The sequence below is a fragment of the Bifidobacterium mellis genome, assembly GCF_000967265.1.
GTDB lineage: Bacteria > Actinomycetota > Actinomycetes > Actinomycetales > Bifidobacteriaceae > Bombiscardovia > Bombiscardovia mellis.
The window spans coordinates 829,624-842,314 of the sequence record NZ_KQ033885.1; the positions used below are offsets into that span (position 1 = coordinate 829,624).

Sequence of the window (12,691 nt, forward strand, 5' to 3'; positions counted from 1 at the left end):
CATATGAGACACACCCTCAGGAAGAAACGCGATGAACAGATGCCCAAGAGCATTCCACCCAGGCGGCCTGGGCGGGTCAGGGCCCCATCCGACGATACGCAGACCGGCGCTTTCCCTGTGGTTCGCCGGAGGCCTCTGCGCACACTCAACTCCAACGCCACCAGGGTCAGGCTGGTCACCAGCGTCCTGGTTGCCCTTATGTGTGCGCTGCTGGGCTTCGGGTACGCCGTCCAGGTGCGCAATAACCAGTCCTCCTACCAGAGCCTGTCCGAGGAAGAGCTGGTGCGGGTGCTGGACGAGACCAGCAATCAGGTCGACAAGCTGGAGGAGCGCAAGAGCCAGCTCAACCAGCAGCTGACCTCCATCAAGTCCGCCGCCGATAAGCAGAAGGAGGCCGCCCGCATCGCCCAGCAGAACGAACAGAGCAGCGGCATCCTGTCCGGACGGCTGCCGGCCCAGGGCAGGGGAGTGGTCGTAACGGTCACTGAGGACAGCGACCGCGTGGATGCCTCGACCATGTTCAACCTGATCGAGGAGCTGCGCAATGCCGGGGCTGAGGTCATATCCTTCAACGATGTCCGGGTGGTCACCAACACCTATCTGCTGGATACCCGCACCGGCCTGCAGTGCGACCACGCCAAGCTGCACAGCCCATATGTGGTCAAGGCCATCGGAGACCCGGACAGCCTGCAGAACGCCATTCAGATCGCCGGGGGAGTGGGCTCGCGGATCAAGGTGCAGTTCCATGCATCCGTATCGGTGGACCAGTCCGATAGTGTCAAAATCGACCAGGTTCGACGCGTGCAGGACTATCAGTATGCAAAGCCTGTAGAATAGGCAGTTATGACAGAACCTATTCCCACTGCGGGCGAGACGACCATCATCGGCATGCCGGCCCTGAATATTCCAGTCACCTCCAACGGTGACCGTCCACTGACCAAGGACGACCTGGAGACCATGGCCCGATTGCCTGAGGGCACAGCCCTGCTGATCTCCACCAGGGGAGCGGTGTCGGGATCGCGTTATCTGCTGGATGAGGACCAGGTCAGCGTGGGCCGTGATCCGAAGGCGGACATTCTGTTGGACGACTCGACGGTCTCCAGGGCGCACGCCATTTTTGTACGGACCGATCATGGCTTCCGTGTCGAGGACACGGGCAGCCTCAACGGAACCTACGTCAACCGTGAACGTGTGGACCAGGCCGACCTGCACAACGGCGACGAGATCATGATCGGCAAGTTCCGGTTGGTCTACTTCGATAATCGGGCAGTCATCTCCAAGAACTGACAGGGGGCTTGACATGGCCGAAGAGGCGCCGATGCTGGTGCAGGGGGAACTCTTTTCGCCTGAGCAGGCCGAAGGCACGACCCGTGGCTACCGTGGCACGGTCGCAGCCAAGGTGGCCGGCATCACCTATCGACAGCTGGATTATTGGGCCCGCAAGCGGATTGTGGAGCCATCAATCAAGGCCTCGCACGGTTCAGGCTCCCGCAGGCTTTATTCCTTCAAGGATGTCGTCATCCTGGCTGTTCTCAAGCGACTCCTGGATGCCGGCGTCAACCTGGTCAACGCCACGAGCACTGTGGCTTATCTTGAGCGTCGGACCGTCGGCCAGCTGGAGCACGTGACCGTGGTCTGCGACGGCGACGAGGTCACCGAATGCTCAGGCCCCGATCAGGTATTCGCCTTGATGCAGTCCGGGCGTGCCGTCTTTGCTGTCTCTGTGGGCGCAATCTGGCATCGCATGGATTTGGAATTGCAGACCTGCGACCATGTGGATTTGACTACCGGACAGCTGACCCCGGGACTGCCTGAGCGGCCCATCGACGAGCTGACGGCCATGCGTCTTCGTCAGCGTCTGGAGCACCAACACGAGCAGCGTCAGCGGGCTGCCTGAACGGAATGTGAGGGTATCAATAGGGGAGAAAAACAATAAGTAATTTGACATAACGTACATTATCGGCTTATTAGGTCATGATTTCGATTGCGCCGTTTTCCGGTGATTTTCCAGCGATTCCATGGTCTCTTTATTATGGTCGTCTCGGTGACGTCGCAAGAGCATCGCTCACAATTATCAATGGCCACCCGGGTGATCTCGGGTGGCCCCCTAAAGCATAAATGTGGTTCTATGCGGTTCTGGCCGACTCAATGCTGGGTATGGTCGTTGTCGAAGTAATCATCGACAGCTTGGCACAGCTGGTCGACCTGCTCGATGATTCGGTAGCAGCCGTGAGACTCGAGTTCCCCGGGTTCGGCATAGCCCCAGCGGCATCCTAGGCAGTCCAGGCCGGTTTCCAAGGCGCCATCGGCATCGGTCCAACGGTCACCGACCATAAGGGCCCTGTCGCCGAGCTTTGCATTGCAACCGATCTTCTCAAGTGCGTAGGTGATGACCTGGGCCTTGGTAATCCTTGTGGAGTCCTTGCTTGCTCCATAGACACCATCTACCAGTGGCGTCAGCCCGAAGTGGTCACAGACCGGCAGAGCCTGATACTCGGGTTTGCAGGTGGCCACAGCTATAGTCAGACCATGCTGACGCATACGACTCAGCTGTTTTGGAATGCCGTCAAAGACCGTAGCGAGCAGGCGTCCAGGGACCTGGTGTCCTGGATGCTCCGGATCCTCGAAGGCTGCTATCCCGCTGTAATAACGCCGGTAGATTTGCACGCCCCTATCGACATCTTCCTCTCTGATGCCGTTGTGGCGCAAGGACACTTCGATAGCCGGTCCAATGAATCGTCGAAGCGCGCCCTCATCGGGCACAGGATGACCAAGCTCTTTGAAAGTTTGTATCACAGAGGCGATAATGCCCGGATGAGAAGCTGTCAGGGTGCCGTCCAGATCCAAGAGAACCAGGCGGCTCGGTGATTTACTCATAGTCGGGGAACCATCCTTCGCGGTGCATTTTCAGACGCTTGTCCAGCACAGCCTTGAGCTCGTCCTCGGACCGACGCTCCAGCAGCATGTCCCAGTGGGTCCTGGTCGGCTTGCCGGTCTTGCCGGACTCCTGCTCGTCGTGTCCCTCAAGGTGAGCGATCTGCCCGCAGCGGCACTCCCACTCCTGGGGCACCTCAGCACCCTCAGCCAGCGGCAGAATGGTCCGATGGCCCTTTGGGCAGATATAGGCGACCTCGCTGCGTGCCGCGAAGTCCACATTTTGATCGGATTCTAGGGACTTCGCCCCAATGCTCATGCCGCGAAGACTGCGCTCTGCCATGATTCCTCCATACTCGTGTCCGTCCTGCTTCCAAGCTACAGAACAGTGTTGACCTGAAACTTATTCCCTGATTGGGCCCGTGTTCACTCCACGCCGGTGTAAGCCACAATGCCGCGATTGACCTGGTCGGCGGCGATGCTGGCAGTCCTGGCCAGGTGATGCCCTCCCCTGCCCAGGTAGGGTTCCACCTGGACGATCTGGGTGAGCACATCGGACAGGCGCTTGGCGTTGCGCACGAAGTCTCCCGCCGTCAGGTCGCTGTCGCGCAGGATGGTGGTCAGCGAGTCGCCACAGGCCCAGTCGTAGATGGTCGGCCCCAGGCCAAAGTCAAGTTCCGGGGGCAGTTCCAACCCGGCCTGATCGCAGCGTTCCTGCACCTGGGACCACTGACGCTTCATATCCTCCATGGCCTCAACCAGCCCGGGAGCCCGGTATCCGGCCCTCTCCCCCGGCTGCTCCCCTACCCCACGGCGGGATTCATAGACCAGTCCGGAGACTGCGGCCGCCAGCTCAGGGGGCTCCAGATCGTCGAGGATGCCCCGATCCAGAATCTCGGCAAGGCTCAGATCCTGCTCGCTGTAAATGCGCCTGAGCAGTTGGCCCTTCCGGGTCAGTCGGCAGTCGTCAGGGTCCACAGGCCGGGTGTAGCGCAGGTCGGCCAGAATCTGGCAGATCCTGTCGAACTGGCGTGAGACCGACCCTGTTTTGGATTCGTACTGCTCCCGGGTGCGCTGCAGCTCCTTGTCCATGCGAATCCATCGGTTCCCCCAGCGCAGGTGCTTGGGCAGGTCCGGGCACTGGCGGCAGGGATGATTGCGCTCCTGCTCGCGCAGCTGGTCGATGTGCCGGTCAAGGTCACGGAATGCCCGGTCGCGGGCCTTCTCGCTGGTGAATCGTTGCCGCTTCAGGCGGCGGCGATCATTCTTCTGGGCCGAGGAGAGGGCTGAACGGATGCGCATGAACTCGATCAGATCGCCACGGCTGCACTGGGCGGCCTTCCGGTAGTCCTCCAGGCCGCTGGTCAGGGTTTCGATGCGTTCCTCCAGCTCCGAGGCCGATCGGTTGGCCTCCCACTGGGCAAAGGAATGGTCCAGGGTGTCCCGGGCCCGGCTGTAGCTGGAGGAATTGAGCAGGTTGACGGCCATGTTGAAGGTGGGCCGGAAGCTGGAGTGCAGCGGGTAGACCCTCCTACTGGACAGGGCTGCCATGGTCTTGGGGCTGAAGTCCCGGTGATCGACCACCACCACATGGCCGATGTCATCGATGCCGCGTCGGCCGGCCCGACCGGTCAGCTGGGTGAACTCACCGGGTGTCAGGGCCACATGCCCGGTGCCGTCGAACTTCTCCAGCTTCTCGACCACGACGCAGCGGGCGGGCATGTTGATGCCCAGGGCCAGGGTTTCGGTGGCGAAGACCACCTTGAGCAGCCCTAACTCGAACAGATGTTCGACTATCTGCCGGAAGAGGGTGACTACGCCGGCGTGATGGGCGGCGAAGCCCTGCTCCAGAGCGAAGCGGAACTGGGAGAATCCCAACGCTTTGAGATCCTCCTTGCTGAGCTGCCCTGCTGCCATGGAGTCCACAATGTGCCGTATACGGCGGGCCTCCTCGTCGGTGGTCAGCTGCAACCCCGCCCGAATGCACTGTTGGACGGCCTGGTCGCAGCCGGTGCGGGAGAAGATGAAGTAGATGCCGGGCAGCATGTCCATGAAGTCCAGCTCATCGACCACGTCAGCCCGGCTTGGACGGTACCGCTCCCCCATCCTTCGCTCCGGCCTGCCGCCTCGGCCATGGCGATGATGATGCCCCTTGTCGCGGGCCTGGATGCGCTCCTGTCCGGCCTTGTCCAGCTGGGCCAGCCGGGAGACCAGACGCGGGTTGATTTTTGGGGTCTGCTTTCCAGAGCCATCGTGCCGATACAGGTCCAGGATCTCGGGCTCGGTGTGCCTGTCGGCCTGGACCAGGACGTGCTGCTCCAGCGGCACGGGTCTGCGCTCGGAGACCACCAGATGGGTGCGTCCACGCACCGAGGAGATCCAGTCGGAGAATTCCTCCACGTTGGACACGGTGGCAGACAACCCCACAATGCGGGTGGAGGCCGGAAGATGGATGATGACCTCCTCCCAGACGGGCCCCCGGAAGCGGTCGGCCAGATAGTGGACCTCGTCCAGAATCACGTACTTCAGTGCCGTCAGGGTGGAGGACCGCTCGTAGAGCATGTTGCGCAGGACCTCGGTGGTCATGACCACGATGTCCGCCTCGGAGTTGATGGAGGTGTCGCCGGTCAGCAGCCCCACCCGATCCTCGCCGTAGCGGTCGACCAGGTCATGGTATTTCTGGTTGCTCAGGGCTTTGATAGGGGTCGTGTAGAAGGTCTTGACGTTCTGTTCCTGGGCCAGGAATACTGCGAAATCGGCCACGATGGTCTTGCCGGCGCCGGTGGGAGCGGCCACCAGGACGTTGTCGCCATCCTCCAGGGCGGTGATGGCCTCCAGCTGGAAGTCATCCAGGGGGAAGGGAAGCTTGGACTGAAAGCGTGCGGGCGCCCCGGTCATGCGTTTGCGGTGGCGACTGAAACGGGCGTAGCGTTCCGCCGGCCCCGGTTCGGATGCTGCTGAATCCTGTCCGTGGTGACGATGACCTGACATGTTCCTCCAAGAACTACCTATTGAACTGCTTCCACCGCCGCCAGATGCGGCCGTGGTTCCTCCTGCGCTGCTCCTTGCGCTCCAGCACCAGGGCATGGGCCTGGCTGTATCGCTCGGTTGACTGCGACAGGGGCAGGGCGAAGGCCGGACCTTTAGTCCTATCCGTTGCCTGGGACTGCCCTGCTGCCGGGGGCTGCGGCATGTGACGGTTCAGATCGTCCGAGACCCGCCCTATGGAGCGGCTGGCTGCCATGGCGTGGCGGATGGCGTAGACGGCTCCGCCGATCAGCATGGCCAGCATGAAGATCACAAGAAGGATCCAGATCCATCCAGGCATGGCACTCCTCTCCGACCGGGACTAGTGCCGGCCCTGCTCCTTGTCGTGAGCGTCGCTGATGGTGATCTCGCGCTGGGCACGGGCCAGGATCATGGTGCGCAGGGTCTTGGGCGCCACTGCGGTGATGTGCTTGGCGTGGGCGATGCAGAAGGCCACGAACCAGGAGTCCGAGGAAACGGTCAGGTGAACCTTCTGCCCGGACCCGCAGGGCTCCACAGAGGCACCCGGCAGGGACTTGATGTAGGGCAGGTCCGGCCGGTCGGTGATGAAGACCGCAGCCGTGCCGTTGTCGAAGGACCACTTGCGCAGCTCACTGACAGGCACATCCGGGAACTCCACCTTGTGCCTGGGCTTGACGATGGTTGCATGTTCGATTCTGGCGATTCGCAGAACCTGCCACTGCCTGTTGCGTCCGGTGCCCTGTTTGAGGTGGCGGCTGGAATCCGAGGGAGCATCCGCGGCCTCGGTGCCCTCCGCTGCATCGCCGATATCGGTCCAGGCGGCGACATAGTAGACACCCTCATCCACGAAGATCTTGGCGGGGGCCACCACCTTGCGGCGGGTCCGGCCGGCGGCGTCCGTGTACTCCATGTCCAGCAGGCACTCGGTCTTGATGGCCCGGCGTACCACCGAGAAACTCTTGGGCTCGGTCTCGTACCCGGTAAGGGAGAGCCAGGGTGTCTCGCCCGGCCCTACATGCTTGCGCAGGCGCTGGTAGAGCGACTCGGCCTGGGTGCGGGATTGCTCGGGCAGCAGGGGCGAATGGGCCAGGTAGTTGAGCGAGGCGGTCAGCATGCTCAGGTACTGGGGTGAAATGCCGGCCAGTCGCTCCAAGCCCAGCGAGTTGGTGGCCGAGACGATGCCGCTGTCATCCAGCAGGGACCAGTCAATGTCGAAGAACTGGCTGCCGGCCATCTCCCCGTCATCCGAAACCGTGGTCAGGGTGTTGATGTCCTTGTGGATGGTATTGACGTACTTGCGCAGCTCTTCCTTGCTGCTGGGGTGGCCGATGAAGCGATCGGCCAACTCGGCCAGGGAGAACTCCTCGCCCAGATGTGCGGACAGGAAAAGCATGAGCCGCAGTCGGCGGTCCACCTCGGACCCGGTCTGGAAGGATGATGCACTGGCCCTGCGGGCGTGCCGTAGGTCGGTGTCGTCGTCGCTTAGGTCACTGGCGAAATGCTCGACGCTGGTTCGTGCAATCTCCGGGGAGATGACCGTTGCCGCGCCGGGGCTCTGCGACTCGTCGGCCAGCTTGAAGCGGGTGGCTGCATCCAGACGGCGCCGGAAAGCATCCGCAGCCTCCTGCGGGCTGACGATGGAGGCATCGGGGTGCTCCAGGACGAACATGGCCAGATCGTCCGAGTCGGCATAGGCCACGTTCAGGTTCTCCCCGTCCACGTCCACTGTGGCGGCGAAGCGGCGGGAATCGATGACCTTGACCAGGTTATCGGGAATGCGCTGAGTACCCAGTCCCGGAGCTATGGAGTCCAGACCCAGGCCAGGGATGGGCACCTGTGGCACTCGGGGCGTTGTGCGTGAGACTGGCCGGGTCGGCTCCTCGCACGCCTCCTGGGACATGGCAATGGATCGCGCGAGGTAGTTGGCTGCGGCCAGTACCGGCATGTCTTCCTGGTTGAAGTGCATACGGATGCGGGGCTCGTCCCCCAGCTGCAGACGGTAGGAGGCGAAATCCTGGCCCTCGGACTTGGAGGAATACTCGGGTTGACGGGATTCGATGGCAATGCCCATGGCCGCCAGCTTGGCCCGGTCACGCTGGAACTGCTTGGCAAAGGCAGCCTTGGCGGCCTGGTCGGCCAGCTCGCCGTAGGAGTCGGCATAGGCCTTGACCCGTTGCGCTATTTGCCGTGATGTAAGCCATTGCGGGAAAGCGGACGATAAGACGGCTAGGACATCGAGTTCGTGCTTGCCCCACTTATCCGAGAAACGCCGTCTTCCGTTCGTGCCTTCTGCCATCAGTCCTCGCGTATCGTTAAAATTTGTGTATCAGTGCGCCTAACGCACGTCTACCTATCATAGATGGATTTTCAGGACCGTGGGAGCCAAACACCCAAATATGGTCCCTTTTCTTGACAGGCTGAACCCTGTTGCGCCTGGCCTTAGACCCACTCGTCCGGTTCGATCCCTTGGGGTCCCACATACTGACCGTTGGGTACGTATGAAGAGCGCCCCTGGTCGCTCAGATGGGCATCGGAATATAGGGTCACATCCCTGCCGAAGGTCCAGTCCCCCTCGATGGTGACCGAGTTGGCAGCCGCCAGGCTGGGAACCCCGTAGGGGAAGCGCTCGTCGAAGTCGGCGATGTACTTGTAGTAGCGTTCATCCAGCTGGACGTTGGGGAAATCGTAGTTGCCGTCCTCCATCTCATAGGAGTCGGTCAGATGGAAGCGGTCGGAGCGCATGATGAACAGGTCGTCGGTGGTCTTGACCGGCAGGAAGCGCATACGATCCACCTGCACGCAGATGGCCCCCTCGAAGAGCGTGGCGGCAGAGCCCATGGCGGTCTCCAGCTGCACCACGGGGCGGGTGGAAGGATCGGTGGGGTCGACGGTCTTCCGGTTCTCGATGATGGGCAGAGGCAGCACGCCGTCGTATTCAGTCAGCTTGTCGCGCAGGGCATCGACCCTGACCCAGATGCTGTTGGTGTTGAAGTAGGGGTGCTTGCGGATGGACATGGCCGAGCTGCGGTCATGCGGGTCCACCTGGGACATCTCCCGCAGGATGAGGCGTCCGCTGGCCTTGTCGATGACGATGTGGCCGCCCTTGCGATCAGCCTCGGTCCGCTTGGCCACCTCGATCATGAAGGGCGCTCCGGATTGGGCGAAATAGCCGGCCAGGGTCCTTGAAGGCCGGGCGCCCAGATTGTCGGAGTTGGAGATGAACAGGTAGTCGATCCCCTGCTCCTTGAGTGTGTCCAGCAGGCCGGTCTCCCAGATGGTCGAGAAGATGTCGCCGTGGCCGGGAGGGCACCATTCCAGGTCGGGCTTGGCCGGGAAGTCGACCGGACGGCCGGTGTCGGCGTCGATCTTGGGCTCGATGTGCTGAATGATCTCCATGGGCACGCCGTTCTGGACGAAGCGACGGTCCTGCTTGACCACGCGCATGGTGTCGCGCGATGTGCGGAAGGAGTTCATGAAGATCAGCGGCAGGGGTACCCCTAGGCGCTTGCGGGCCGTCAGCACCTGGCCCATGATGATGTCCAGGAAGCGCATCCGACGGGCCTTGTGGCGACGGATGGGCAACAGGGACTTGGCCTTTTCCAGGCCCATGGAGGTGCCCAGCCCACCGTTGAGCTTGATGAAGGCGGTGCGGGAGAATGCGTCCAGGGCCATGTCCATGTCCATGGTGTCGTGGATGTCTTTGGTGCGGGGCACGTCCTTGAGCGGGACGACATCCTTCTCGCGCACGCAGGCCTTGGCATCTCCCCGTTCCCAGGTTTCGTAAAGGTGCCTGAACTGGTTGATGGAGACTTCGCTCATGCCCTTGTCGCGCATCTTTGCGGCCGAAAGGTCGAAAACGTCTGTGCTCATGGAACCCCTTCCGGGCTGGAACGACTCGCGGCCGACGCGGGTTGCGCCGACCGTCCAGAATCATGATAGCAAGTCGATCATGTGCCCGGTCTGTCCGGACAGGTCTACCGGGACTCGCCGGACCGTTGTCGGCCCGGTGACGCTGTGCTACTATCTCTACTCGGTGCTGATGCACCGTCGGGCCGTAGCGCAGTTTGGTAGCGCACTTGACTGGGGGTCAAGGGGTCGCGGGTTCAAATCCCGCCGGCCCGACCATATAGCAATGATTCCAAGGTCTTAGGCCTTGGAATCTTTTATTACCTGTATTCCCGGCTCCAGGCACATATTTGACATATCACTGGTTCTTCTCGTTTCTTCGCTCTTTTAGCTGCACTGCACTGTGGTGGATTGGGGCGACATGTTCATATGGAGGTCGCATGGCGACTGGTATATCATTAACTCGCGTCCCCTAACCCGCACACTAATATCAGGCTGATGGGTGTCCTGGAATCATTCGACTTCCCAGCGGATTGAGCTTACAGCTTCCAGGAGGCCTTCATCGTGGGAGACGACCACCAGGGCTCCCTGGTAGGGTGCCAGCACCTCGGCCAGAGCGGCCTGGGAGCGAAGGTCTAGATGATTGGTCGGTTCGTCCAGGATCAGTAGCTGGGGATGCTCTAAGAATCCCAGGCACAGCAATAGTTTGCGGCCCTCGCCCGCAGAGAGTTCGTGACCGGCCAGAAGATCTTCTGGATCAGCGTTGAGCTGGCCGTAAGCCGACATCAGTTTCTTTTTCTGAGTCCCCGGCAGCGCGACCGCGTCCTCCAAGGCCTTGTGTATTCGTGCCGAGCCAATGATCTGAGGCAGGATCAGGCGGGGCAGATCCGTGGGCAGACGGGCGGCAAGCAGCTCGAGCAAGGTGGACTTACCACGTCCATTCGGACCACTGATGCCGATGTGGTCTTTCGGCCCGATGGTGATGGTTTTTAGAGCTGGCCCATGCTGGCTGTCTTCGACGCCATGTCTTTCCATCCAGTCACGTAGGTCGCCGCCATCAACTCGGACCAATTCACGTTTGTGGCTGGCTTCGGCCTGCAGGCTCATGCTCCCGTCATAGCGTTTAGCGGCAGTCTGTAGGTCGGCGTTCTTTCTGCTGGTCGCGGCGATGCGCGCGTCAGCTTGCCGATAGCCGCGGGCAGCTGCTGTTCCCGAGGCCCCGGGTTTGGCCAGTTTGTGAATGTTCCGGGCGTCGTGGTCGTGTGGGTCGATCCGGCCTCCCTGCTGTCTCAGGGCATCCACATGCTGGAGTTTCTGGAAGCGTGCAGCCTTGAACCGCTTGAGCCTGCTCAATTCCCGGCGGTTGCTATCCAATTCCTCCTGGGCGTGACGGTCTTCAGCCTTCTCCTGCTCCTCGATCTGCGCCAGCCTGCCTTTGAACTGGGTCAGCGTCAGCACATTGCCGGCCTGCGTGTGACGTTTGCGGAAAACCAACGACCTAGGGCAGCTGGCGTCGATCAGGGCCCGGTCGTGAGAGATCAATAGACCGATGCCTGCGAAGCAGTCCATGGCCTTGCCGATATGGGTTCTGGTCGCTGCATCCACATGGTTGGTCGGCTCGTCCAGGACCAGCAGGTCAGGTTCCCGGCTGAGGGAGCAGGCCACTTGCAGGCGCTTCGCCTCACCGCCGGAGAGGGTCGGATACCGGTAGACCCAATCGTCTGCTATGCCCAGGGTCCGCCTGATGGCAACGGTCCGCTGTGACCAGTCGTTGGCAAAATCGTCCAGGTTATGCGGTTGCTCGGCGATGTCCTGGGGGCAGTATTCGCAGACCAAGCTGTTGGGTTTCGGGCTGATGCTTCCCTGGGTCGGCGATAGGCGTCCGCACAGGAGCAGAGCCAAGGTGGTTTTACCGCAGCCGTTGTCGCCGAGCAGGGCGGTCCAGCCCCGGTCAAGGGTCGCGGACAGATGCTCGAAAATGGCGGATGGGCTGCTCGGATAGGCGAAGCCGAGGTCGGTGACGGTGATGATACTAGGGTTCGGCATGGGTTTCCTTCTGATGGTGATGCGGTCTGGTTCATCATTAGGGGAATCTTCGGCTGTGACTGGTCGATCAGTTTCTCAGCCCGTCACCTTGTAGCTTTGGCCCGTTGGCATCATGTGGGCATGTTGCAGTGGATGGCGAGAATACGAGTGACAGAAGTTTTGGCCTGAAGACTCCCCTTCTGGAGACAGTCACCGCGAATAACCGGGGAGCTCGTACATTGATTACTTTGCGCGGGTGGCGGATTGGAACAAGGCTCACCAGTTCTGACGGTCTAACTGACCGTCTGGGCAACTGTCTCATCACAGACGCAAGTCCATGTCCTCTTTCACTTGGACTGCCTTGGCATATGGGGCAGGCCTTCCAAATAGCGCTCTTCTCCCAACTCTAATCTGGAGTCTCCTCATTCGCACCGTGTTTCAGCCTGATATTGGTTTACCGAGTTGCCTGCAGAGGATTAGTTGAGGAATCAACGAGATTTTGATTCTCATACATAGTTGTTGCGAACTCGGGAGTTGGTCGAGTTGATGTAGTTTGACAGGGCTCTGGTAGCTGATCCGCTACGATTTTCGATGATTGCCATAGCCAAAAGTTACTTACTTAGACTGCAAGAATGACCGGGTATGTCAGTAAGATGGAGTTACTAATTGGCCAGCATTTTCTGATATTCAACATATAGCGAGATAACAATTATGTATGTCCGTAAATGTCTAATTTTCCATTCCTCGGTATCATTCCATCTCTAGGAAGTTGAGTATAGTTACGCTAAGATTTGTCGAACAGCAAGGATTTCCGTCTATCATCTTTCGAAAATCATAGAAAAATCGATTTGGCACAATGGTGCACCAATTATCTACTTCAGCTCGTATAAATTAGTAGTGGGAGCTTGCTAGCATCGCCTGAATTCTAGTTGATACT

At 60.5% G+C, this 12,691-nt stretch carries 10 protein-coding genes and 1 tRNA gene; 4 read left to right on the forward strand and 7 right to left on the reverse strand.

What is annotated here, in order from left to right; translation table 11 throughout:
- Positions 1 to 3 precede the first annotated feature (3 nt).
- The 3 genes from JF70_RS03690 to JF70_RS03700 are packed head-to-tail and all read left to right on the forward strand — an operon-like array spanning position 4 to position 1,897.
- The gene (locus tag JF70_RS03690; RefSeq protein ID WP_052690722.1) at positions 4 to 837 is read left to right on the forward strand and encodes a DUF881 domain-containing protein; all 834 of its coding nucleotides are present in this window, start codon (positions 4 to 6) and stop codon (positions 835 to 837) included.
- Between the two features lie 6 nt (positions 838 to 843).
- Positions 844 to 1,287: an FHA domain-containing protein gene (locus JF70_RS03695; protein WP_015021766.1), complete on the forward strand. Its 444-nt coding sequence runs from the start codon at positions 844 to 846 to the stop codon at positions 1,285 to 1,287.
- Positions 1,288 to 1,300: 13 nt separating this feature from the next.
- The gene (locus JF70_RS03700; protein WP_045935331.1) at positions 1,301 to 1,897 is read left to right on the forward strand and encodes a MerR family transcriptional regulator; all 597 of its coding nucleotides are present in this window, start codon (positions 1,301 to 1,303) and stop codon (positions 1,895 to 1,897) included.
- Positions 1,898 to 2,145: 248 nt separating this feature from the next.
- Here JF70_RS03700 and JF70_RS03705 read toward each other — a convergent pair whose 3' ends face one another.
- The 6 genes from JF70_RS03705 to JF70_RS03730 all read right to left on the reverse strand — a co-directional run bounded on the left by JF70_RS03705 (position 2,146) and on the right by JF70_RS03730 (position 9,753).
- Complete coding sequence (locus tag JF70_RS03705) at positions 2,146 to 2,877, reverse strand: HAD hydrolase-like protein (RefSeq protein ID WP_045935332.1); 732 nt, start codon at positions 2,875 to 2,877, stop codon at positions 2,146 to 2,148.
- Entirely contained in the window at positions 2,870 to 3,217 is a 348-nt protein-coding gene (locus JF70_RS03710; RefSeq protein WP_045935333.1) for an RNA polymerase-binding protein RbpA, read from the reverse strand. Before JF70_RS03710 ends, JF70_RS03705 begins: the two co-directional genes overlap by 8 nt.
- Before the next feature lie 83 nt (positions 3,218 to 3,300).
- Positions 3,301 to 5,865 (reverse strand): DEAD/DEAH box helicase, encoded by a 2,565-nt coding sequence (locus tag JF70_RS03715; RefSeq protein ID WP_045935334.1) that lies wholly within the window; start codon positions 5,863 to 5,865, stop codon positions 3,301 to 3,303.
- Positions 5,866 to 5,878: 13 nt separating this feature from the next.
- Entirely contained in the window at positions 5,879 to 6,202 is a 324-nt protein-coding gene (locus JF70_RS03720; RefSeq protein WP_045935335.1) for a hypothetical protein, read from the reverse strand.
- Between the two features lie 21 nt (positions 6,203 to 6,223).
- On the reverse strand, positions 6,224 to 8,179 hold the full coding sequence (locus JF70_RS03725) for a helix-turn-helix transcriptional regulator (RefSeq protein ID WP_045935336.1): 1,956 nt from the start codon (positions 8,177 to 8,179) through the stop codon (positions 6,224 to 6,226).
- A gap of 143 nt (positions 8,180 to 8,322) precedes the next feature.
- A complete protein-coding gene (locus JF70_RS03730; protein ID WP_045935337.1) occupies positions 8,323 to 9,753 on the reverse strand; it encodes a UTP--glucose-1-phosphate uridylyltransferase in 1,431 nt (476 codons plus the stop codon).
- A 178-nt stretch (positions 9,754 to 9,931) separates the two neighbouring features.
- On the opposite strand from JF70_RS03730, the gene JF70_RS03735 reads away from it, so the two are divergent.
- Positions 9,932 to 10,008 (forward strand) — tRNA-Pro (locus JF70_RS03735).
- Positions 10,009 to 10,242: 234 nt separating this feature from the next.
- Here the strand turns inward: JF70_RS03735 and JF70_RS03740 are convergent.
- Positions 10,243 to 11,775: an ATP-binding cassette domain-containing protein gene (locus tag JF70_RS03740; RefSeq protein ID WP_045935338.1), complete on the reverse strand. Its 1,533-nt coding sequence runs from the start codon at positions 11,773 to 11,775 to the stop codon at positions 10,243 to 10,245.
- Positions 11,776 to 12,691 lie beyond the last annotated feature (916 nt).

Excerpts from the sequence above, each read along its gene's own strand:
- JF70_RS03730 (WP_045935337.1), bottom strand. The coding sequence starts at position 9,753 with ATGAGCACAGACGTTTTCGACCTTTCGGCCGCAAAGATGCGCGACAAG.
- JF70_RS03720 (WP_045935335.1), bottom strand. The coding sequence starts at position 6,202 with ATGCCTGGATGGATCTGGATCCTTCTTGTGATCTTCATGCTGGCCATG.
- JF70_RS03705 (WP_045935332.1), bottom strand. The coding sequence starts at position 2,877 with ATGAGTAAATCACCGAGCCGCCTGGTTCTCTTGGATCTGGACGGCACC.
- JF70_RS03690 (WP_052690722.1), top strand. The coding sequence starts at position 4 with ATGAGACACACCCTCAGGAAGAAACGCGATGAACAGATGCCCAAGAGC.
- JF70_RS03695 (WP_015021766.1), top strand. The coding sequence starts at position 844 with ATGACAGAACCTATTCCCACTGCGGGCGAGACGACCATCATCGGCATG.
- JF70_RS03725 (WP_045935336.1), bottom strand. The coding sequence starts at position 8,179 with ATGGCAGAAGGCACGAACGGAAGACGGCGTTTCTCGGATAAGTGGGGC.
- JF70_RS03740 (WP_045935338.1), bottom strand. The coding sequence starts at position 11,775 with ATGCCGAACCCTAGTATCATCACCGTCACCGACCTCGGCTTCGCCTAT.
- JF70_RS03715 (WP_045935334.1), bottom strand. The coding sequence starts at position 5,865 with ATGTCAGGTCATCGTCACCACGGACAGGATTCAGCAGCATCCGAACCG.
- JF70_RS03700 (WP_045935331.1), top strand. The coding sequence starts at position 1,301 with ATGGCCGAAGAGGCGCCGATGCTGGTGCAGGGGGAACTCTTTTCGCCT.
- JF70_RS03710 (WP_045935333.1), bottom strand. The coding sequence starts at position 3,217 with ATGGCAGAGCGCAGTCTTCGCGGCATGAGCATTGGGGCGAAGTCCCTA.